The organism is Franconibacter daqui, from assembly GCF_014644275.1.
GTDB classification, from domain to species: Bacteria; Pseudomonadota; Gammaproteobacteria; order Enterobacterales; family Enterobacteriaceae; genus Franconibacter; species Franconibacter pulveris.
Map to the genome: position 1 here is coordinate 1,069,968 of NZ_BMKJ01000001.1, position 23,013 is coordinate 1,092,980.

The window sequence follows — 23,013 nt, forward strand, 5'->3', positions numbered from 1 at the left end:
AAGGTGAGGGAAAGCGTTCCCTCACCTTAAAGTTATTCAGCCCGATAAGAGATATTACCGTTAATCGTCGATGGGAAATCATTCACGCCTGATGCAGGGTCGCCCCATACCACCACGCTGTTATCCGCCTTCAGGGCGGCAAAAGCATGCGTATTGGAATAGATAGCGCAAACGTCGGTTAATTGACCCGCAACCGCAGTCGAGTTACCGCCCGTACTGGAATCACCCCAGGTGACGACATGACCAGAACGGGTCAGCGCGGCAAAACTGCCAGAAGTAGCGCTAAGCGCAACGATATCCCTTAACTGGCCGGCGACTGATGCGCTGTTGGCGCCATATAGCGGGTTCCCCCAGCTAATCACCGTTCCGTCGGCGCAAAGCGCGGCAAAAGCGCCATAAGTGCTTTTTACGTCAAGAATATCGGTACGGTAACGATACGCGTCTGGCAGGTTATTGCCATATTCAGGATTGCCCCAGCAGACAATCGCGCCACTGGTCAGCAAAGCGGTAAACGCGCTCTCTGTCGCGACCAGGCGCAAGGCATTGCTGACATAAGCGACCTCGGCGCCGTTTCCGCCATAATCTTCATCGCCCCAGGCAGCGATGGTGCCCTGGGCGATAACGCCAAAGGCGCGTCGGGAGGCGCAGCAATCAGAAATCCCCCGTAATGCGCCAGCATGCTGGCTGATAGCGCCGCCTGCGTCTGCATCACCCCAGGCGAAAGCCTGCCCGTTGTTGTTAATGACGACAAAAGCATTGTCGTTCGCAAACAGCGATTTAATGTCGTACATACTGGCAATATAAGGCGGCACGGTCAGATTGATGGCTGAAGGGGTGTCTACACCCCAGCCCCAGCTCTGGATATAGGGCGGCACGCTGGAGCGCAGAGCAAAGGTCCCGCGGGAGCCTTTTATTTCCAGTACGCTATTTAATACCGCAATGTTTGCCGGCAGCATGCCACCTTCATTGCCGTCACCCCAGGAGAATATCGAGCCGTCGGATCGCAGGGCGCTGAAAGCATAAAAGGTAGCCGCCGGGCAGGCGACGCCATAATTGACCTGCGTCGACGGCGAATAACCACCCCAGCCCGCAACGCCCCATCCGGCGCAGCTGCCGTTATTCAGACGAGCAGCAAAAGCGCCTGCGGAAGTACTGTCGTCAGTCCATTCGCCATTGCCAATAATATTGGAAGGATTAAGGGTAACGGTTTCACCCGACGGCAGGCTGACATCCAGATATTGTTCAGGCGCAACATCAAGAAAGGCGCTTGCGGCTGTTGAGGTGGACGCGTTGCGGTAACGCCATGTGGCCGATACAGGAAGCAAAGTAAGCGCATCCAGCGCAACCAGTCTGCCGGTCTGACGTTGACCGGAAGCGCGCAGGCTGGTTCTTGCGCCACGGATGAGCAAAAGCGGTTCGCCTGCACTGATATCAACGTTAACAGCACGGCTATCGCCATTATCAAGACTGGCGGTAATCGTTGCCGTGCCGGTAGTTACCGAGGTCAATTGGTTTGTGCATTGCCCTTGCGCATTGGTGACAGTGGAGGAGGAGCTTAACGACCCAAGCGTGGTATGCCAGTAGACGGTCTGGCCGCTGGCGGGGAGTTGAGTCAGGGTATCGATAACCGTAGCGGTAAACGTCGCGGCATCGATACCGTCATTCTTGATGCTGTTTTTGTCGGTATAGAGCGAGCTGATGATAAGCGAATCCGGCACTACGGTTGCGTTAAGTTCCACAACCCAACTGCCGTCAGCATTTTGTTTGGGTTCGCTAAAGCTCCAGCCATCAGGGAAGCCGGAATAAGTCAGTATAGTTATCTGGCCGCCGCGGTATTCCAGCACAATATTGCCATTACCCGACCAGGCTACTTTACCGGTAGAAGGATCATAATCACCAAAAGGGCAGTAGGCGGAAACAGCGCTGCCGTCGGTGCGGCCTGGCAAGCCGAGCATGCCGTCTCTGCCAGGGAGCGTGAGCGCGCTTATCTGCGTGGTGCTTACGCCTACGACAAACTGCGCTGCTATGGCGTTAGGGACATCCTGGCTGGCGTCAATATGTAACCAGACGGGAACGACCAGCGAAGGATCAACGCCGAGATAATGCAGCGGAACCTGAGCGCTCGGCCATAACGTTTGTAAATCTGCGCAGTTAGCGCTGAGCATGGTCTCGATATGATTAAGGTAATTGATGCTGCTGTCTGCCGGGTTAACGTCACTAAAGGCGAAGGCGTGCATATTCGCCATAGCAACAGAGCGGTAGAGCCATTCCCCCGAACGATTAGCAATATCACCGGTTTCGCCATGTAAGACATCAATGGCGTTCTGTCCGCCAAAATTAGGCTGGGTATAAAAAATAAGGCTGCCGGCCGCCTGCTGAGAAGAAAAGTGAAAGTTCATAGTTGGTCTCCTGTATGACCGATTAGAGGTGTTGTAATGCGCTAAAAAGGCTGAACGTTAACGAACCCACCGCATACGCACTGGAGGAATCAGGCAGGGAGAGGGTGAAGTTCACTACCTCGGGCGCGCTGTCGATAACATCAAAACTGCCGGCGTGATAAAGGCTGATGTCTACCCATGCTTGCTGGGTGCCGGAGGTGATGATGCGTGCGGAGGTTGGATCTTGCAGAACCAGTCTCGCCTGTTGCGCCTGAGTGCTGGGGTCGGTCTTCAGGTAAACGCTGCACAGGGACTTCCCGTCGGCTATCGCGCCGGTTGAGAAACCATACTGCTTCAGTTCGCCATTGCCATTTAGCCACTCGGTGAAGGCCATATTGGCGGTGGCGTTGACGGCTGGGTTGGTTAACATCCAGGCGTAGACCGTAATGCCGCCCGTGGAAAAGCAATAAACCTGTATGGCGCCACGTCCGGTTTCATCAAGCCGCAGCGTGGTCACATTGGTGCCGTCCGGGTAAAAGAAAGCGTCTGACGAATCCGGCAGTGAAAGGATGACGTCGGCGCCCGGAGGGCCTGAAAGCGTAACCTGATTCATCGGCCTGACGTATACGGTTGGGTCGAACCAGGGGGCGCCGGTGGAACAACTCATCTGGAGCTGCTGAGCTTCATGGACATTGACTGCCGCCGTCTGGCTGGCCGAAGAGGCGATTCCGCCATTTTCAAACATCACTTGATATCTCCCTTGGGCATAACCATTACCGATCGGGGTAATGAACGCTGTGGCTATATGGAAGAGCGCCTGCTGCGCCTGCGCTTCCTGTGAGGTGAGGGTGCGGGTTTGCGTCCAGCTGGTGTCGGGAAGGGGGGACGCAGGGGAAGAGTTATAGCCAAACCAAAAGGCCGTCACGATGTCGCCCGCACGCATATCCGGGTAGCTAATCGTCATCGTCGTTCCGCTGTCGGCCTCTACTTCGGCGCTATCAATAACGCCATCGTCCAGCGCATCCGGAAAAACAGGCGCGGGTAAAAGCGTGCAATGCTCGCTGTCGACTTCAACGGTTTTAACCGCTGAAAAGCCGGGGACCGAAGGGGCGGAAGCCTGATACCAGGCGTCGGCGTAACCAATCCCGATCGGCAAAATAAATTCTGTCGGCACGGTGATGCTAAAGCCTTGTAAGACATCATTCGCACTTAGCGTATGGGATAACTGGAAGCCAGCGTCGGGAAGCGAGGCGCCTGAAGCGTCGAAACCTTGCCAGAAGACCGTAACGAGGCCGCCTGCGACAAACTGGCTGTTGCCGGGTACGGTTACCTCAATGCCATCAGCCATGATTTCGCTGCAATCGATCCAGCCGTCGTTGCCTGCCGGGATATAAGGGGCGGGATACGAGGCGGTGCCGGTCATATCGACGGTGACGGTGGCATTTTGCGAGCTTTGCGCTTCGTCATCCGGCGGGACGATAGAATACCAGGCCTGGGCGGTGGCGAACGTTTGAATGAGCGTAATATAAGGAGCAGGCACCAGCACCTCGAAACCGTTGCTCATGTCCTTACTTTCAATAACATGCGTGAAGTTAACCTCACTTCCCGGCACCGTATTGCCGTAGCTATCCAGCTCACGCCAGTAAACATAAGCCGTGTTGCCGATAGCAAAAATGCCCGAGGTGAAAGGCACGTGAATATGTGTTCCGCTATTGGCAATTACAGAATTATAAGTAATGACATTATTAACATTGGCATCCGGGAATCGCGGCGGCGGCAAACCCTCGGTATGGTTTCTGTCTACCACCGCTGGTGAAATGGGCGACGCTGAAGGGTTTTGCGCGACATCAGTAACGGTGTAATAGGCCTGATGAGGGCCGTCCGGCGCTTCGCCCGCAGCAATGATGACGGTCCATGGCCAGCTAAACTGGTCTGGATCGTCAATATATTGCGAGGCGCTAAAGCGGCCGTCCCAGTAAAGATTGATATAGTCGCCGGGTTTAGCTGTGGGATAGGCATTGACCTCAACAATCACGCCGCCGTCATTTAGCAGTTCCGTGCTGTTGATGTAGCCATCGTTGCTCATCTGAGGTAAATCGGGACCGGGCAGAACGGTATAATTCATATCGCTATCCATTATTTGATTAACTAACAGAGGAGAGCGTAAATACATTCACCTGGTAAGTTTTTCCAAAAAAGGAACCTTGCTGGCTATTTTTTGCGTTGTTGAAAAAGGTGGCTGCGGGTTGCAGAACCAACCCGTATCAGGAAAATAAATGTAGAAGAACAGGCGGTATCAGAAAGGAATTCGCTGTGAATGTTTAATCTTGTTTGAGTGGCGAAATGAATAGGGCAATCAGCTACGACATGAAGAACAGCAACGCCGGGTAATACTTCTCAACAGAATCGTTCCAAAATAATAACTTTTAAGCGGTAAATTGTATCGACTGTGATTTACCCGGAGTGATTGATGTTTAACGGTTTTACCTGAAGAGCCGTTATTATTTATCAGGAATGGTGCTGTAATATGTTTATAGGCAAACGTTTTTTAACATTTTTCGTCAGGGCGACGGTTGCCCGCAGAGAAAATTTACGTAGCCTGAGATTTCTTGAGGAGAATAGCTCATTAAACTGGCGTTACTCCGTTTGGTTTTGCATATTCAGATGGACATCTGTAATGGCCCGGTTAGCAAAGAGGAAATTGCATGAGTCAATACTTAACAACATTTAAGCATAAAAAAGTTGAAAAGCGGTATGTGGTTGTTATGTCAGCTAACAAATATTGGCTGGACGGGATTGTTCATTTGACGAAAGGGATGGCTATCGCGGATTGTGAACTGCTGTTTTGTCATACCTTAAGTAAATTACAACATTACATAACGACCCTTAACGTGGTAGGGGCGATAACCGGTTTTTATGGTAATGGCGAGCAGCTGGTTGACTGGCTGCGGTTTCGCGAGTGGTTTCTTTCGTACAGACCCGCGGTAGGCATGATCCTCATCGGTAATGCGGTCTGTAAAAACAGACGTATTATTTCTGATATAGCCGGTAAGGTCATCAACCCGGCAGTGACGGTTTCGCAAATGGAAGAGCATATTCAGGCATTAGGCGAAGAGAAATATCGCTTTGATTTCCAGGCGAAAAAGAAAAAAGTGACTGAGCGTCTTACGCGACGGGAAATGGATTTCTTTATTTCTCTGTGCGAAGGGCATACGCCCGATTATCTGGCTCGCCGCCTGAGCGTAAGCCCTAAAACAATTAGCGTTTATAAATATAATGTACTCCATAAGTTAGGGGTGCGGAGCATGCCGCGATTATATAAAATATATAATGGTTTGTACTGAACGATAAATCTGCGAATAAACGCAATGCAAAATTCAGGATGTAAATTGAAAAGAAAAACGACTAATACAGGAATAACAGGAAGGAGATCTCTGCGGCAGGCAGGGAATGAAAGCGTGGCGTGGTAACACAAGGGGATTATCGTGAACGAAAAGGAAGATATTGTCTCACCTTATGCCAGACACTGGGATGGGGTAGAAAGTTATTCAATACCTGACTGGAAAAAATATTATAGTGAGCAAGTCGATATAATTGAAAAGCTAGCGCCCCATGCGCAGACCGTGAGTTTACGTGCCGGGACTATATTACGGGCAGAAGAGCAAAGTATCTGGCTGCTTACAGACCAGAGCGTTGAAGTTCGTAGGGCGGGTGATGATTTATTAATTGGCATGACCGCAGCGCCTGTTATTTTTGGGCTGGGGCGTTTGCTTGACATGCCTGGAGGCTATTACTGCAAAACGCTTAACCGCGGTAATGGTTATAAAATCTCCCAGGCCGGGGCGACCCGGTTGATAAACAAATATGAACTATGGAAGTCGGTAGCTAAAACGGTTTCTTCCCATCTATGCTACATGCTCTATCGGGACCGATATTTGACAGGAAAGGACTCTTATCATGCCATAAAGATGAAATTGCTGGAGTATTATCGCAATAAAGAATTATTTTATGAAAATGAGATCGGTGTCATCAGCTATATAAAAGACAGCACTTTTTTATCAAGAAGCATGATCTACAGGACGCTGTCATTACTTGTCGAAAAGGGGTATATCGCCCTGAAAAAAGGCATGCTGGTCTCGGTTTATTACCTCCCTGAACGGATCTAGCCTCTCTCCATACGCGCATGATTGGTTTTTCTGGCCGGTTTAGACAGGTCGTTGTAGAGAATATGTCTTTACTAAAGAATAAGCGTAGAGTGAAAGCACCCTACGCTTTACTGTGCGGTGGTTATCAGGACGGATGCCGCTAAGACCAGCGGGCGCTGTTTTTGCGAACGTCTATGTGTGTAAACGTTTTATATCTACCGATACCGTACTGGTTCGGGTACGTTTTTTCAAAGTAGTCGGCTACGATTGCGGCAGGCGTATTAGCAACAACAATATCCGCGGCGGTGCCAAGCCGATGCTGGCTACCTGGCGTTCCCCCCACGGCATTATTGTGCTGCGCGCACCGGCAACCGCTGTTGATCACGATTGGTGATGCAAAGTAACGCCTGGCTTGCTCCAGGATCTCTATCAGTTCTGGTGAGACAGCGTCAAACCCGCATCCACAATGGCAGGCGAACTCGCGCCGGCTAAAATGAAAAGATAAATCGCCCATTGTTAACTTCTCCATTTTTATTTACTGGCTTGCGCGTAGCCATAAAAGAAGCGCGACAGTAACAAGAAAAAGGGTGCTAAAAACGCTACAGGTGACGCGGCCATCAGCAAGCCGGACAACCGACATACAAAGGATAACGATACTGCACCAGTAAAAAAGCTGTAATGCCTTTTTACTTTTGGGGATCTTTCTCCTTGAAATAATAGTATGTAACAGCATTAAATTAAGAGCTAAGATAGCGATAATTATATGGGGCATCATAAGCGTTCCTTTATTTATTGCCGGGAAAATATTTGATGATATTATCTGAAGCTACATTAATCACCCTTACGACAACCGCACCCATTAACGCTGCGGAAAATGCGCAGTTAATCTGTGGTGGCGGGTTAATAAATTTGGCTATGATCGTTACCAGCAAGTGCGAAGCGACTTCGGCACAGTTAATAGCAAGTAGAAATGAAATTAAGAAGTAGAAAATACGCCGCGATAAGCTAATGTTTGTTAAGTTTAACATGTAAATTAACGCGCCGCAGAGTGCTCCTGAGAATAAAGAGGCCTTACTGCAAACGACATCAAAATTTGCAACCGAATTGGTGATATGTGATAGCTCTGTCAGAGGAAAAATAGACATAGACAGCGTCCAAACGTATAGTCCATTAAGCTGATAATGAATATATTCCGGATATTCAGGAAATGTCCCGGCGCAAGGCCGGGACTCGGTTAGTTACGCGGGAACGGTGTCAACGAGGCACCGACAAGTTTCAGAGAGCTGTTTGGCAGTGGCGCCAGCAGGCAACACAGTATAATAAACCTCAGCATAGCCTTCATACCCCATGCCATTCGGGTAGAATTTGGTTTGCTCAATGGTAAAGGTGACTGATTTTTGGTCCGCAATTACATCATACTGCTGGGTATCGCAAGCAGCCTCAATTTTACGGCCCTGAGAATCATAAGCTACCCAGTACAACGAGATAGCATCGCCTTCCGCCATGCTGGGGTAGTTCACCAGAACAGAAACGCCATCGGCGACATCCGACATATTAATATACGGATCGGCTTCGGCGACTTGCGGCATTACCAGAACCGGCGTCAGGCTTCCTTCATCATCGACAGTAATCGCCAAATGACTGGAGGAGACCGGTGGGTTGCCTGCATTATCACGGACATCATAATAAACATCATATTCGCCGTTAACCGTAAAGGCTGCGGGAATCTCCAGAATATAAGGCGGTAAATTGTCTTCGGTGACAAAAAGCGAGGTGCTCCACGCATCGCCCCAATAGAAGGTGACCTCCTGGTCAACTTTGACGTTGTTATAATAAGGAATTTCAGCCTGCACGCCGAATTCAATATCATAATGATCAAGCGTCCATCCGTCTTCATCGCTGGCATTCAAAACTACCGGCGCTTTAAGCGGCACATAAGTCGTAATTAAGGTGGTCTTGCCTGTCAGATCATCTGTAGTTGACGCTTTTACAGTAATTGTTGCCACGCCATCTTTCGCCGTTACCTCAATTTTAGCCACACCGGTATCGTCTGTGGTGGAAGAGGACGGGCCGTCGCCGCCAGTAATATCCCAAATGACATTTACGCCAGCCTGTGCAGGAGAACCATCGGTCTGAACTGTGGCGCTTACCGTCGACTTTTCTGAGCCATCATTCGCAACCATAGCCGGTACCGGAACGATACTTACAATAGTATTAGCCATTTTTTTTCCTTTCATTAATTACGATACGACAATGTATCGGGGAAAATAATACTTTGGCTAAATATCATTGAGCGGCTAAATTGTGACGCAAAACTGGTCAAATTATGCTTTGTCATTGTTGGCGCCATAATCACAATCATGACCGCAAAATGTTTGCATTTAGCCCGATATTGCGGCCTTTTTATCCTGCGTCACAGTGCATTATCTGGAAACCAGTGGAAAGACACGTGCTCCAAAAGAAAGCGTCTGAGCGGCTATTTTTTCTTAAGAAAATCCTGAAGGATTCCCTGGCGGGTAAAAACATGGGGATAGTTTGGCTTAAACATTATGAAATATTTTGAATATTTTTGAGATTTGTTATCACTTTTTTTGTATAACTATATTCTGAGGATTGATTACTTTTCGTTGCGCAAGTAAATTCTCTTATAGGAATATTACTTAGTACGGAGCAGTTATGGATAAGCCGTTAAAGCACATCAGTAATATTATAAATACTATATTGTGCTCTACGAGTATTATTTCTCGCGTGCAGGTATTTGATGGCAATCAGGGACAACTGGAATTGTTTAAGCAAGATAATATCATCATTATTATTGAAGGGGAATGGGGGTTGCAACGACATAGCGATCGGATTCTTTTAGGACAGATGTCTGGCGCTTATGTGGTTTTTTATTGCCGGAATTAAATTATAGCGATCTGGAATTTACAACTGATAGCCGCTTTTCGTATGTGATTTGCAATCGAGCTGATTTTTATAAATTTATCTCAGTCAATAATTTATGGGAGGATTTATATTATGTAATGCAATATACTGCTTCGATACTGAATATTAAATTACAAATCATGCTTTCATGTGATTTGTATAGCGTAATAAAACATTATTTGCGCGAAATTAATAACAACCCCGACCTTAAGGGGCAGGTGAATGTCTGCGATTATATTACCAGGCGATCCGGCTTTTCTAAAAGCGGAACCATGATGATACTTTCCGAACTGAAAAAAGGAAATTATATAGATATAGAGCGTGGGCGGCTTATTAAAATTAAGTCGCTTCCTTCTGGCTTTTGAGATATGAGCGCTCAAATGCAGTTACAGCAAATCTTTAATATATTTTATCGCCTTATCAACCTGATTGCCAGTTTTTTTCGATAATGCGTGATAATAATAAGTCTTGAATCTACAGTCGTTTAGAAAGATGGCATTGCTTCTGTTTACCTTAAGTAAATCGCAGACTTTTATCGGCAAGATCATTAAGCCTTCGCCATTTGCCGTCATCATCAAAAAATCAACTAATGTACCTTTATGGAAACGAACCTTTAAAGGAGCGCCAAATAGCGGCTCAAGTCTTTCTTTTATGATATACGGGGCATAACTATCCGTGTTTTCTCTAAGCAGGATGGGAATGCGTGATATTTTCTGCGGGTTTTCCTCGATCTCCTTACTTATAAGTAATACCAGCCCGCTGCTGGGATAACATTCAGATACCATGTTTTCTTCAGGCTCATAACTACGGTGGCTCAGGATTAGCGTATTTCTGTCGAACTCGCTATTGTCAAACATTGCCTGCTGCAATTCTATCACGTCGAAACGGCACTTTATGTTACTGTTTTTTAAACTGCATGTAACGATATCGATCAAGTTGCCAGGGTAGTGACTGTCAAAAATGATATTGATATCTTCAGATGCGTTTATACTTGTTAGTCGTTTCTCAAGCTCAATGATTTTTTTATAAAGCGGTTCTGCCTCGGAATGTATGCTTAAAGCAAACTCCGTCGGTTCGAGCTGGCCATGCTGTCGGATAAACAATTTATTGCCGAGGATTGTCTCAAGTTCATTTATTGCCTTGCCAAGAGGCGAACGTGTGATAAACAACTCTTCACTGGCTTTGGTGAGACAACGTTTTTCCATCACTGTCATAAAGTATTTTAACTTTTTCGTCAACAAAAAACCCATACCTGACACTCCCTTATTTCTTTGTTTTATAAGCCTTTTATTTCAACTGAAGAGGCTGATTTCCATTTTTGAAAAACCACAACGCATTTTCTGTCTGTGTTTTCAATAGTCAGTACGATAACGATTAAAAGTCGTTATAAAGTGCAAAATTTGCTTTTTAGTCGCGCACTAAAAGCCCGAAGTCATATTGGAATGGTCGGGATTAAATATATTATTGCTCATTTAAATGTTTGTACATAAACCCATGCTGATTTTGTATTTTGCTAACGGAATATTTGTGAGCGGAATGGTTTTAGGTTTAGATATATTTTTATTATCTACAGAGGGTAAGTTTTATTGGAATCATCTGAAATGAGCGATTGCTTTATTGACGCTATCCGGAGTGAGGCCGAGCTCAAAGCTTAGTCGAATTGATAGCAACACTTGATGGGTAATTAAATCTTAGGGTTATAAAGATGGAGTATTCTTTTTTTAAAGGAAGAGATCGCAGTATCAAAATCTTTGCCTGGGGACAGATCTGCTTGCAAGCATTGTTCCCGATTATTGCTTCCTTTTCTGCGTCTTCTGTTGCAGCGAAAGATAATCTGGAAAGCGAGCCCGTTGAATATTCAGAACCGGTAAGTCGATTCGCTAATTTAATGGCCACTGAAGGCATGGATGGAGTCGAAAGCTCGGCTAAAGCGATGGCGGTGGGAAAAGCCGCGTCTGATGCTGAGAAGTGGCTAAATCAGTTTGGCACTGCCCGGCTGGATTTGAATGTCGATAACGATGGCAACTGGGATCAAAGCTCGTTTGATATGCTTTTGCCCCTTTACGATAATGCGAAATCAGTCTGGTTTACTCAATTTGGCCTGCGTGCGCCGGATGGTCGGGTAACCAGCAATATCGGTAGCGGCGTTCGCACTTACAATATTGAAAACTGGATGTTAGGCGGCAACGTTTTTTTCGATGATGATTTAACCGGTAAAAACCGCCGCATCGGTTTCGGCGCCGAGGCGTGGACCAACTACCTGAAGCTTAGCGCTAACAACTATATCGGCACCTCGCAATGGCATGATTCCCGAGATTTAGACGGATACTATGAAAAGCCGGCCGATGGCTTTGACATCAGAGCGGAAGGATACATGCCCGCCTGGCCTCAGATGGGGGCGAAGCTTGTCTATGAACAATATTATGGCAAGGATGTCGCGCTGTTCGATACCGACCACCTACAAAATAACCCTTCTGCCGTGACGGTGGGCCTGAGCTATACCCCGGTGCCCCTGATCTCCCTGGCGACTAACTACCGCAAAGGGCAGGATTCCATGGATGATACCCAGTTTCAGCTTAATCTACGTTACCAACCCGGACAGAGCTGGCGTGAGCAGCTTGACCCGGATAACGTGCGTCTGCTGCGCACCCTGGCGGGAAGCCGGTACGATCTGGTTGAACGCAATAACGAAATCATTCTTCAGTATAAGAAAAAGCATGTTGAAGGCGTTAATAAGCTTGCCATACAGGCTATAACGGACAACGCGCCTGCTGACGGCCTGGCGCAAAACACGGTGCAAGTCGTCGCTACTGACAGTGATGACGCGCCAGTGCCGAATGCACCTGTCGCATGGTCCGTAACGGGTTCGGCGACGTTGAGTGCGTTTGCTTCCGTCACGAATAGCCAGGGGGTGGCAACGGTAAACCTGACTAACGTTGCTGAAGAAACCGTACAGGTTACGGCGACCAGCGGCGCCAAATCGGCGACTCAGGCAAGCCATTTTGTTCCTGTCACGGTCAGTCATTTAACGTTAACGCCTGATAAAGACGGCAGCGTCGCGAATGGCGCGATGGCTAACAGCGCAGTTGCAACGGTTACCGATGTGAATAACCGCCCCATCGCCAATGCCAAAGTGAGCTGGACGCTCTCGTCGCCGGCGCGCCTGAAGGCTTCTGATACCACAACCAATGAGAAAGGTCAGGCACGTGCGGAATTTGTTTCTGACAAAGCCGGGCAGGTTACGCTAAAAGTGAATGCCGGTGAGTTATCCGCCGAGCAGCAAAGCACCTTTGTGTCTGACGCGGCGGGGGCAAAAATAGCCAGCTTCATCGCCGTAACGAACGGCAGCCCTGCTAATGGCTCGACGCCAGATACCGCCCTGGTAACCGTAACGGATGCTAACGGCAACCCGGTTAGCGGCATGTCGGTTTCGCTGACAGCGGACAAATCGACCGTTGCATTTCTTTCAACGCAGGCGAAAAAACGAGGAAAAGCGAAAGGGAACATGAAGGCGCAAACGGACGGGCAAGGGCAGGTGCGCGTCGTCTTCACGGATACCGTTTCAGAAAGCGTAACGCTGACCGCAACGCTTGAGAATGGCGATAACCAGCAGTTGGTCGAGCAGTTTGTTGCCGATAACAGCTCCGCCGCGCTGCAGGAGCTGACCCTGACCCGGGACAACAGCGTTGCAGACGGCATAGCGACTAACGCCGCAAAAGTGTCCGTTAAAGATGCTAACGGCAACCCGGTAAGCGGTATGCATGTGAACTGGCTGTCTGATAAAGGCACTGTCTCTTTCAAGTCTGATGCAGTTACGGATGACAAAGGTGAAGCGGTCGAAACCTTTACCGATACGGTTGCCGAAACCGTCACCGTTAAAGCGCAACTGGATAATGGCAGTAACCTGACGACGCAAAGCCATTTTGTTGCTGACCAGCAGACGGCGACATTGCAAAATTTAAACGTCACTAAAGACGGCAGCCCGGCAGACGGTACGCAAGCAAATACCGCGCAAGTGTATGTTAAGGATGCTAAGGGCAACCCGCTTGCCGGTCAGGAAGTTACCTGGAGCAGTGACAAAGCCGGCGTCGTTTTTGCGTCGGGCGGAAAATCAGACGATAGCGGAAAGGCTACGGTCAGCTATACCAGCTCGGTCGCCCAAACCTTCCAGCTCAAAGCGCAGCTTGCTAACGGACAAAACCTGACCGCTTCGTCGTCATTTGTCGCAGATACCGCAAGCGAGCACATTAAAAGCTATAGCGTAACCAGCGGAGCGCTGGCTAACGGTACCGATACCAACTCCGCGACGGTTATTGTCACCGATAATAACAATAACCCGGTTTCTGATGCTTCCGTGACATGGAGCATTAGCGGCTCAGCGCGTCTGTCCGCTGAAATCGGCACCACCGATCGGGACGGTAAACTAAGCGTAACGTTTACCGATACCAAAGCGGAAGCCGTTAACGTGCGCGTCCAGCTTGGCTCTTCCATCAGCGAGACGAAGTCCAGTACCTTTGTTGGCGATAATGGCAGCGCGAAAATTGGCGAGCTGGCCGTCACCTCCGGCGCGCTGGCGAATGGCACGGCGACCAATGCCGGCAAGGTGACAGTCGTGGATGCTAATGGCAACCCGCTTTCCGGGCTGACCGTTACCTGGACTGTCACAGGAAACGGGAAACTCTCCGCGTCAGAGAGCGTGACGGCAGCCGATGGTACGGCGACGGTTACGATCGCCGACACGAAAGCGGAACAAGTTACCCTTAGCGCTGCTGTTAATGGCGATACGCAAAGTAAACCGATGACCTTTGTCGCTGATGCGTCCAGCGCCACGATTCAGACGATGACGCTGGATGTCGATGGCAGCAAGGCCAATGGCGTCGCGGCGAACAAGGCTACCGTGCAGGTGGTTGATGGTCAGAAAAACCCTGTGTCCGGATTGGATGTGAGCTGGATTGCCGATAAAACGACCGTGCAACTCTCGCCATCCGGAAAAACGGATAGCGAAGGTAAAGCCAGCGTCACCTTTACGGATACCGTCGCTCAGCCCGTTACGCTAAAAGCCAGCCTGCCCAACGGAAATAACAAATCGACGGTCAGCCAGTTTATTGCCGATACATCAACCGCCACGATCGCCGACATGGTTATCTCTCCGGATAACGTACGCGCCGATGGGGTCGCGCAAAATGTGGCGACGGTAACGGTTAAAGATGCGCAGGGCAATATCCTGCCAGGGCAGAACGTCTCCTGGAACGCGAGCCGAAGCTCCGTGGTGTTGACCCCGTCGGGCATTACCGACGCCAATGGTCAGGCGCACGTCACGATGACAGACAATGTCGGGGGGAACGTTGATATTACTGCGACGCTGGATAACGCCAGCACGTTAACCAAACAGGCTAACTTTCTGTCCATCAACGTCACGAAGCTGCAGCCAAGCCGCTGGGGACAAGATGCCAATGGTAACCCCATTACCTTTACGGCGACGGTGACAGATAGCAGCGGCGCGCCGGTGGCAAACAGCGAGGTCGCCTTTAGCAATACCGGCAAGGGAGTGCTGAGCGCGACAACCGCCATGACGGATAGCTCGGGGAACGCTGTTGTCTCGCTCACCGATCTGTATGGTGAAGAGGTGACCGTAGCGGCCCGTGCGACCGTCAATCCGCAGGACAGCGGGCTGCAAAAGACGGTGACATTCTATGCGCAGTCGATTACCAAAGTGATCGCCGGCGGTCATACCTTTGATGCAGCAAGCGGCTTCCCTAAGACCGGCTTTCGCTCAGCGATTTTTCAACTGGTCATTAACGATGATGTTGCCAATAACGCCAATTACACCTGGTCTACCGATCACTATGAATGGGTAAGAGCGGATGCCAACGGCAACGTGCAAATGGTGACAACGCCGGAAAGCGGCAGCAATACCGTTACCGCGATGCCGAAATGGGGCGGCCAACCTTTGACGTATACCTTCACCTTACAACACTGGATCATGGCTCTGAATCATAGCAGTACCAACCCGTCGGACGCAGAGCGTTATTGCGCGGAGGAAAACCTGGAGGTGCCAAGCTACACGGTGCTCTCCAACGGTCAAATCGAGGGGAAAGCAACGCGAGCAGTGGGAACGTTGTGGGGAGAATGGGGAGCGCTTAGTCAATATTCGTGGGGCCATTCCAGCCCTATTGAATCGGACTGGGCAAAAGAAACAAACCCCAGTAATGGCCAGAGAGTGTATGTCAACTGGTATACGGGATATGTTTACGGCTCGCCTTCGGAGGGCGAATTAATGGACATTGCCTGCCATAAAGGATTTTGACTGACAAACGCATTACCCTGTCGGTAAATTCCGTCATTAAAGAGGCGCTTTAGGCGCCTCTTCTTTTATATCGCCCGCTTTATACAATCCATGCCTTATTCCAGGTTCGTTTCTTGATACTTACCCTGATAAGTATTATTTTGCCTGCCCGCTTACCGGAGGGAAGACCCGTGACTGAAGATGAACGCTTCGCCAGCAGGCCGATGGGCATGCGTATGGCGATGATTGTGCGCCAGTGGCGTGCGACGATCGATAACGCTATTACCGATACCGGCCTGACGCAGTCAAGCTGGACGGTATTGATGCAGCTTCACCAGTTGGGGAATAACGTCTCGGTAAGCGAACTGGCGGCAGTCCAGGGTATCGAATTGCCGCCGCTGATGCGCACCCTGACACAGCTGGAAAACCAGGGCTACCTGCTGCGCGCCACATCGCCTTACGACAAACGCTGCCGCCTGCTAAAGCTGACTCCCGACGGGGAGAAGGTGCTGAACAGGCTAAAACAGGTAATTGAAACCTACCAGGCTCGCGTGTCGCAAAACATTCCCGCGCTGGATATGGAAACGTTCAGCCAAACCTTAAATCACATCGCGCGCAATCTGCGGACGATTCGCGAAGAAGATAGCCATAACAATTAAATAATCATGATGACTCCGGAACAAAAATTTGCCCGCTGGGTAAGGGTAAGTATTGCCACCTTTCTGCTGATGTTTGTTTACTTCATCCTGGCGGATATCTGGATCCCGCTGACGCCGGACTCCACCGTAATGCGCGTGGTGACGCCTGTCTCCTCCCGCGTATCGGGTTATGTCGCCGTCGTGCATGTGCATAACAACAGCCCGGTGAAAAAGGGGGATTTGCTGTTTGAACTGGATCCGGCGCCTTTCCTTAACCAGGTGCAGGGAGCGGAAATCGCATTGCAGCAGGCGCAGTTGACCAACCAGCAGCTGGATGCGCAAATCCTTGCCGCACAGGCGAGCCTAAAAACCGCCCAGCTCACCGCGCATAACAACAAGGTGACCTTTGAGCGCTACCTGCGCCTGAGCGGCCAGCAGAACGTCTCGCAGCAGGATCTGGATAAAACCCGCACCACCTGGCAGACCAGCGAGCAGGCGGTACAGGAGCTGGCGGCAAAAATCCGCGAGCTCACGATTGCGCGCGGCGAGCGCGACGACAGCCGCAACGTAACGCTGCAAAAATACCGCAATGCGCTGGAAGAGGCGCAGCTTAATCTCGGCTGGACGAAAGTGCGCGCCGAAGCCGACGGTATGGTGAGCAACATGCAGTTAAGCCCCGGCTGGTACGCTTCCGCCGGCTCGCCGGCGCTGGCGCTGGTGAGCAACCAGACCGATATCGTGGCCGATTTCCGCGAGAAGAGTCTGCGCCATACGCAGAATGGAACCGATGCCGCCGTGGTGTTCGATGCGCTGCCGGGCCACGTTTTTCACGCGCATGTCGCCAGCCACGATGCGGGCATCCTGGCGGGGCAGGAGGCGGTGAACGGCCAGCTTTCCCAGCCGGAAGAGTCCAACCGCTGGGTGCGCGACGCACAGCGTATGCGTATTCACGTCGCGCTCGACGAGCCGCTGCCGAAATCGCTGCCGACCGGCGCTCGTGCGACCGTTCAGCTCTATAACAGCGAAGGGCCGTTCGCCCGCTTTTTCTCAGGCCTGCAAATCCGTCTGGTGAGCCTGCTGCATTATGTCTATTAATACGCTGGCGCGGGTGTTCACCCCCCATGGCAATATCGTTTACACAGCGAATGATTTTCGTCAGACGCTGCGCATTGTCGTGGCGGGCGTGATGGCGCTAAGTCTGTCGAGTTTTTACAACGTGCAGTACGGCGTTTTCTTCGTGGTCTACCCGATCATGTTGCTTTCGCTGGTGCCGGTGTTTAACCGCCATGTGGCGAAGCAGTTTATCTTCAGCGCGGCTATCAATTGCGTGGAGATGGTGTTGATTATCGGCTGGCTTTCGCAGTGGCCGGTCATCATGACCGGCGTGGTGTTTGCGCTGTACGTCATGCGTTTTCGCTTTATGAGCAAGGGGCCGCTGTTCCTGTTCGGCTCGATGGGCGTGGTCTGCCAGAGCACGATGCTCAACTTTATGAGCTACCCGGGCAACGACTGGCATACGCTGCTTTTCTCTAATATGGAAGCCAGCGTACTGGCGGTGTGCCTGAGCGCGCTGATGCACTATTTATTGCCGGATGTGGAGCCGCGCGGCCGTCCGCCGTTGATTGAAAAAGACGCCGCCCGCGTGCGCCATGAGTCGCTGCTTTCCGGCACGGTGGCGACGCTCAATTTTGTCATTTTCCAGATGTGCGATCTGAGCGATTCGCTTTCAGCGCTGATGGCGGGCATTCTTATCCTCTTTCCGATGAGCTACCGCGGCGCGGTGCTGAGCTCGATATGGCGGGTGGTTGGCGTGGTGCTGGGGTGTCTTTATATCCTGGCGGTGCAGCTGGTGCTTTACGATCACAGCAGTCATATGCTGTTGATGATGCCGCTTATTGCGCTCGGTTTCGCCTTCAGCGCCCGGCTGCATGTAATGGAGAAAGTGGGCGCGGGCGTCGGGTTTTCCTGCATCACCACGCTTGGCATTATGTTCGGCCAGAATATGCACCCGGATAAAGACCTGGTCTTTAGCGATCTTTACCGCATTAGCTCTGTGACAGTATCGCTGCTGGTGACGCTGACGATGGTCTTTCTGGTGCACCTCATCCTCAACCGCTTTGCGGCAACGCGTTATGTGGTGCAGAGCGAGAATAAATAGCCCCCTGGTGCGGCTGGTAGCCGGTTGCGTACGGGCGATTAAGAAACGCCGCTTGCCGACGAGCCGGCTCAACGCAGGCGGCATCGTTGATGAAATCATTCTGCAAACCTGCCGCTGCGTCCCATTGTCAAAGAAACGACGGCAGGCTATCGCGTTGCTGTAATAAAGTAAGCTTCTTGCCTGTTCTTCTTTCACGTTGCTGGCGGCGGGGTTGAGCCCGCAGTTTGCCATTCATATTCACTCCTTACGCTATTTGTATAATGTCGTCGCCCTGACGCGGCGGATATTAGCGATCTGCAATGGGTTTTATTAAAAATATTCTCATATTTATTACTGGTATAAATAATTACCGGGGAGTTATTCCTGGATGAAACAGTTTAATGATTAATTCTTTTTTTCTGTGGGCAGCGGGCAATGAGCGGGAACGGCTTTGGGATAAGACTTCGCGGCGATCAGTAGGCAAAAACTCCACTTACTGTTAACAGGAATAATTGACTGTATGACTTTTCACGTCAGTATGATTGCTTAGAGAAGCTTAGACAGAATCTGAAAAAAAGCGCCTTTCTGGCATTTGTTTTACTTGAGTAAAACCTGAGATGTTACGATACGACAATGATTACTATAGGGAAATAAGCGCGGCGCGGTAAATCTTCTGCGCTTATCGGTTTGCGTTGCCGGAAAGGGCCGGTAACGCTCGCTCTGGCGAGTCTTATTTGTGAACTTAATATTTTTGCATTTATTTTTTTTCCAAAAGCGAAGCAGATAAATGTCTGGTCGTAATAACCTGACGAAATACGCTATGACAACGTTGAAGGGCGCTGCATTTACCGCAGGACATCAACAAAACCCGCTCTTTCTCGCCGTGTTCGACGACATGCAGCGAATGTTCAACGCCCGCGCCGCGCTGTCACCTTAATTAAGGAATTTACGATGCCTGTTACCCCGCGTCGCCTGAAAACAGGCGGCGATCCCCGCCCGCTTGCCGGGCACCGTCTGCTTCGCGAAGAGCTCAGCAAACTCTCTCACCCGGCGCGGCCCGACGTAGACTGGCGTAAAGTCGAACAACTTTGCCTGTCGCTGTTTGAGGTGAATGGCGTAGAACTGCAAACCACCGCCTGGTATACGCTCGCTCGCACCCGGCTTGCGGGCCTGCACGGGCTGAACGAAGGGCTGGCTATGCTGGAAGCGCTTATCAGCTACCACTGGGGAAACCTCTGGCCGCAGCCGGTCCACGCCAGAATGGAAATTGTCAGCAGCCTGAGTCAGCGCCTCCAGCAGGCGCTACGTACGCTGACGTTTAAATGGGCGGATTTGAGCCAGCTCTATCAGGCTGAGGAGCATCTTACCCGCACGGGAGAAGCGCTTGAGCGACTCGAACTTAAACATTTAAGCCAGCTGGAAACGCTGCGCACGCAGGTGCACAACGCCGCAGTGCGGCTGGAGAACAGTAACGCTGACGCTGGCGAAACTTCTTCTGACGCGGGGGGGGGCTTACCGTTTTGCGCGCTGAATAACCCGGTTTTGCCTGAAGAAGAGGAAACCGCGCGGTGGGTGTTTGTGGCGCAGCCTGAGCCGGCGGCAAAGGCGCAGACTGACAGAAGCCGCCTGTCGCCGGTAAAACCCTTTATCGGCGGGATGCTCACTATGCTGCTGCTTATGGGCGCGGCGGCAGAAGGGTGGCGGCTTTTCAACCGTGCGGAACCGCTGAGCGACACGTTAAACGCGTCGCTCGCCCCTTTTGCGCAAGTGCTGACCCGCGAGCAACAACAAAAGCTGAAACAGCAGGGCGCGCCCGCGAATATCGCAGCGCGAACAGAGCGACAGCTGGTGCGACTTTCCCGTCTGCCGCCGGACTGGACGTTCCGCTACGCCCGGCAACTGCTGGCGCAGGCGCAAGCTTTCCAGCCCGGTGACGCGACGGTTGAACAACTTTCTCAGCAATGGGAGCGTCAGTTAACGGCGGCGGCTTCCACGCAGGAGAGCCTTAACGGCTGGCATCAGGGAATGGAACAACTGCAACAGCTTACGCAACGGCTCAACGCCCTGGACGAGCGGCGCGGCAAATATTTAACGGCAAGCGAACTGAAAACAATGGTGTTTGCCATCCAGCAATCGCTGTCGGCAACCCCGCCGGTGGAGGAGCAGTTGCGTCAGATTGATGGGCAGCAAAATAATGCGGTTGCGCCTGCTGCGCTGTATCAACAAACGGAAATGCATTTGCAGCAGCTATTGAGCCGTTACGCATTGTTAAAGGACCGTCAGGGCGGGGCGGCGCAATAGCTTGCCGGGAAGCGTTTAGCAACAGGTAAATCAAAGGGCGCGGCTTCGGCTTACTGGCCAAATGGCATTGTATTCCCGACGCGAGGCCGTGATCCGCGTGTTTAAGCAAAAACGTCAGCGGCAGGACAAGCTTTGCGGGAAATCGTACAGAAAAGCGAGAATCGAAAAGGATAACGTGATTTGGTGCGTCCGAGTGGACTCGAACCACCGACCCCCACCATGTCAAGGTGGTGCTCTAACCAACTGAGCTACGGACGCACTAAGAAGATGGTGCGTTCAATTGGACTCGAACCAACGACCCCCACCATGTCAAGGTGGTGCTCTAACCAACTGAGCTATGAACGCATTGCTGTGTGACAGCGGGGACGAATATTAACGGCAGGCCCGGCGGCTGGCAAGAGCAAAAGGGTAATTTTTCAGGAGATTTAGCGCGATTGCCGCGTAAGTGCACAGAATGATGAGAAAGTGATCGGATTGAGATGGCGGCGCGCGTTTGCGCATCGTGGTAAAGGGGTGGACAAAAAGCGCCACCCCTTGTTTATCCAACGCCGCTGCGCATAACGGGGCGGCGACAGGACCCGCCCCTGAAACGGTCAGCGCAGCGCCGCCGGTTACCTCGCCGCGCGGTGCAAAATAACCGACGAAGGCTGGCGCTGGAGATAGCGCATGCGCCAAAACATCATGATCGCCGCGCTCGTTAACCCGATAATAAAACCGGTCCAGAACCCCGCAGGCCCCATCGGCTCCACCACCAGGTCGGTCAGCGCCAGTACATAGCCGCTCGGCAAACCCAGCACCCAATAGGCGATAAAAGTAATAAAGAAAATGGAGCGCGTGTCTTTGTATCCTCTCAGCACGCCGCTGCCGATGACCTGAATGGAATCGGAAATCTGGTACACCGCCGCCAGCAGCATCAGGAACGAGGCCAGCGCCACAACTTGCGGATTATCGTTGTAGAGCAGGGCGATATGTTTGCGCATTACCACGGTAAAAATCGCAGTGACGACGGCCATACAGACGCCGACGGCAATGCCTGTCCAGGCGGATGTCTGCGCATCCAGCGTCGAGCCCTGACCGAGACGATATCCCACGCGAATAGTGACTGCCGCAGCAAGGGACATCGGCAAAACAAACATCAGCGAGCTGAAGTTAAGGGCTATCTGGTGGCCGGCGACATCGACGATGCCGAGCGGAGAAACCAGAAGCGCCACGACGGCAAACAACGTAACTTCGAAAAACAGCGCCAGCGCAATCGGCAAGCCTAGCTGCGTCAGGCGTTTAATGACCCCCCAGTCCGGTTTGCCGAAATGCTGCGCATGCTGAATGTCGCGCATGGCGTGGGCGCGCTTAACATACAACAACATACTGGCGAACATCACCCAGTAAACGGATGCGGTCGCCACGCCACAACCCACGCCGCCAAGCTCCGGCATACCATAATGGCCGTAGATAAAAATGTAGTTAACCGGGATATTCACCAGCAGGCCGATAAACCCAATCACCATGCCGGGTTTGGTTCTCGCCAGGCCTTCACACTGGTTACGCGCCACCTGGAAACATAAATAACCCGGCGTCCCCCAGAGCAGCGCCCGCAGATAACCGACCGCTTTATCCGCCAGCTGCGGGTCGATATTATGCATGGCGTGAATGATATAACCGGCGTTCCACAGCACGACCATCACCAGTACGGATACCATTCCGGCAAGCCAGAAGCCCTGGCGCACCTGATGCGCGATGCGGTCGCGGCGACCCGAGCCATTGAGCTGCGCGATGGTTGGCGTAAGCGCCAGCAGCAGACCGTGGCCAAAAAGGATGGCTGGCAGCCAGATAGAGGTACCGATAGCGACGGCGGCCATGTCGGTGGCGCTGTAGCCGCCCGCCATAACCGTATCGACAAATCCCATCGCCGTCTGGGCGATTTGCGCAAGGATCACCGGGATTGCCAGAGCTAATAACTGACGCGCTTCGATGAAATACTTCTGCACGTGAACACCTGTATTTTGTAGTTATTTGAAAGACAAAAAAGCCGCCTTAACTGGCAGCAAGAAGAAATTGCAGGGGAATGAGTCAGACTATTGTAGCGGGAGTTCACTATTAAGCCAGTGAAATAATGCGCTATTCCCGCTACAGGCTGGCAAGGAGAATTTCCAACTGTTATTGTGCTCAATATGCAGGTGGCGGCGAAATGCCGCCGTTTTATCGA

The 23,013-nt window shown here is 51.3% G+C and carries 17 protein-coding genes and 2 tRNA genes; 10 read left to right on the top strand and 9 right to left on the bottom strand.

All coding sequences use genetic code 11. The features are described 5' to 3' along the window. Positions 1-32: 32 nt before the first annotated feature. Entirely contained in the window at positions 33-2,399 is a 2,367-nt protein-coding gene (locus IEX01_RS05130; protein ID WP_188723363.1) for an Ig-like domain-containing protein, read from the bottom strand. A gap of 22 nt (positions 2,400-2,421) precedes the next feature. After that, positions 2,422-4,503 carry a hypothetical protein gene (locus tag IEX01_RS05135; RefSeq protein ID WP_188723364.1) on the bottom strand — a complete coding sequence of 694 codons (2,082 nt, stop codon included), beginning with the start codon at positions 4,501-4,503 and terminating at the stop codon, positions 2,422-2,424. Between the two features lie 580 nt (positions 4,504-5,083). Here IEX01_RS05135 and IEX01_RS05140 point away from each other — a divergent pair. Both IEX01_RS05140 and IEX01_RS05145 read left to right on the top strand, forming a co-directional pair. Continuing rightward, a complete protein-coding gene (locus IEX01_RS05140) occupies positions 5,084-5,722 on the top strand; it encodes a response regulator transcription factor (RefSeq protein WP_024560101.1) in 639 nt (212 codons plus the stop codon). Positions 5,723-5,863: 141 nt separating this feature from the next. Continuing rightward, positions 5,864-6,544 (top strand): helix-turn-helix domain-containing protein, encoded by a 681-nt coding sequence (locus IEX01_RS05145; protein ID WP_188723365.1) that lies wholly within the window; start codon positions 5,864-5,866, stop codon positions 6,542-6,544. A 139-nt stretch (positions 6,545-6,683) separates the two neighbouring features. Here the strand turns inward: IEX01_RS05145 and IEX01_RS05150 are convergent, their stop codons facing one another. The 3 genes from IEX01_RS05150 to IEX01_RS05160 form a co-directional block, all read right to left on the bottom strand. Beyond that, positions 6,684-7,037 carry a D-Ala-D-Ala carboxypeptidase family metallohydrolase gene (locus tag IEX01_RS05150; RefSeq protein WP_024560102.1) on the bottom strand — a complete coding sequence of 118 codons (354 nt, stop codon included), beginning with the start codon at positions 7,035-7,037 and terminating at the stop codon, positions 6,684-6,686. A gap of 271 nt (positions 7,038-7,308) precedes the next feature. Beyond that, positions 7,309-7,668 (bottom strand): putative holin, encoded by a 360-nt coding sequence (locus tag IEX01_RS05155; protein WP_071788772.1) that lies wholly within the window; start codon positions 7,666-7,668, stop codon positions 7,309-7,311. Positions 7,669-7,761: 93 nt separating this feature from the next. After that, positions 7,762-8,745: an Ig-like domain-containing protein gene (locus IEX01_RS05160; RefSeq protein ID WP_024558332.1), complete on the bottom strand. Its 984-nt coding sequence runs from the start codon at positions 8,743-8,745 to the stop codon at positions 7,762-7,764. Between the two features lie 454 nt (positions 8,746-9,199). On the opposite strand from IEX01_RS05160, the gene IEX01_RS05165 reads away from it, so the two are divergent. Together IEX01_RS05165 and IEX01_RS21790 are read left to right on the top strand one after the other, a co-directional pair. Beyond that, positions 9,200-9,430, top strand: coding sequence for a hypothetical protein (locus IEX01_RS05165; protein ID WP_188723366.1), 231 nt, complete (start codon positions 9,200-9,202; stop codon positions 9,428-9,430). A 158-nt stretch (positions 9,431-9,588) separates the two neighbouring features. Further along, on the top strand, positions 9,589-9,813 hold the full coding sequence (locus tag IEX01_RS21790) for a helix-turn-helix domain-containing protein (protein ID WP_373289680.1): 225 nt from the start codon (positions 9,589-9,591) through the stop codon (positions 9,811-9,813). 21 nt (positions 9,814-9,834) lie between these two features. Here IEX01_RS21790 and IEX01_RS05175 read toward each other — a convergent pair whose 3' ends face one another. After that, positions 9,835-10,698, bottom strand: a complete 864-nt coding sequence (locus tag IEX01_RS05175) for a LysR family transcriptional regulator (RefSeq protein WP_024558330.1) — start codon at positions 10,696-10,698, stop codon at positions 9,835-9,837. Between the two features lie 653 nt (positions 10,699-11,351). On the opposite strand from IEX01_RS05175, the gene IEX01_RS05180 reads away from it, so the two are divergent. The 6 genes from IEX01_RS05180 (at position 11,352) to IEX01_RS05205 (ending at position 20,810) form a co-directional block, all read left to right on the top strand. After that, positions 11,352-15,755, top strand: a complete 4,404-nt coding sequence (locus IEX01_RS05180) for an Ig-like domain-containing protein (protein ID WP_229701807.1) — start codon at positions 11,352-11,354, stop codon at positions 15,753-15,755. 170 nt (positions 15,756-15,925) lie between these two features. Further along, positions 15,926-16,393 carry a MarR family transcriptional regulator gene (locus tag IEX01_RS05185; RefSeq protein WP_024557695.1) on the top strand — a complete coding sequence of 156 codons (468 nt, stop codon included), beginning with the start codon at positions 15,926-15,928 and terminating at the stop codon, positions 16,391-16,393. Positions 16,394-16,399: 6 nt separating this feature from the next. Then, entirely contained in the window at positions 16,400-17,467 is a 1,068-nt protein-coding gene (locus IEX01_RS05190; protein ID WP_024557694.1) for an HlyD family secretion protein, read from the top strand. Then, on the top strand, positions 17,457-18,530 hold the full coding sequence (locus IEX01_RS05195; RefSeq protein ID WP_188723369.1) for a DUF2955 domain-containing protein: 1,074 nt from the start codon (positions 17,457-17,459) through the stop codon (positions 18,528-18,530). The genes IEX01_RS05190 and IEX01_RS05195 overlap by 11 nt, the downstream gene beginning before the upstream one ends. Before the next feature lie 766 nt (positions 18,531-19,296). Continuing rightward, positions 19,297-19,446, top strand: coding sequence for a hypothetical protein (locus tag IEX01_RS05200; RefSeq protein WP_154663414.1), 150 nt, complete (start codon positions 19,297-19,299; stop codon positions 19,444-19,446). A 14-nt stretch (positions 19,447-19,460) separates the two neighbouring features. Further along, positions 19,461-20,810, top strand: coding sequence for a VasL domain-containing protein (locus IEX01_RS05205; protein ID WP_188723370.1), 1,350 nt, complete (start codon positions 19,461-19,463; stop codon positions 20,808-20,810). A gap of 181 nt (positions 20,811-20,991) precedes the next feature. On the opposite strand, the gene IEX01_RS05210 is transcribed toward IEX01_RS05205, so the two are convergent. The 3 genes from IEX01_RS05210 to mdtK all read right to left on the bottom strand — a co-directional run bounded on the left by IEX01_RS05210 (position 20,992) and on the right by mdtK (position 22,795). Then, a tRNA-Val gene (locus tag IEX01_RS05210) sits at positions 20,992-21,068 on the bottom strand. Positions 21,069-21,078: 10 nt separating this feature from the next. Further along, a tRNA-Val gene (locus IEX01_RS05215) sits at positions 21,079-21,155 on the bottom strand. A gap of 266 nt (positions 21,156-21,421) precedes the next feature. Further along, positions 21,422-22,795: an MdtK family multidrug efflux MATE transporter gene (mdtK, locus tag IEX01_RS05220; protein ID WP_188723371.1), complete on the bottom strand. Its 1,374-nt coding sequence runs from the start codon at positions 22,793-22,795 to the stop codon at positions 21,422-21,424. Positions 22,796-23,013: the final 218 nt, after the last annotated feature.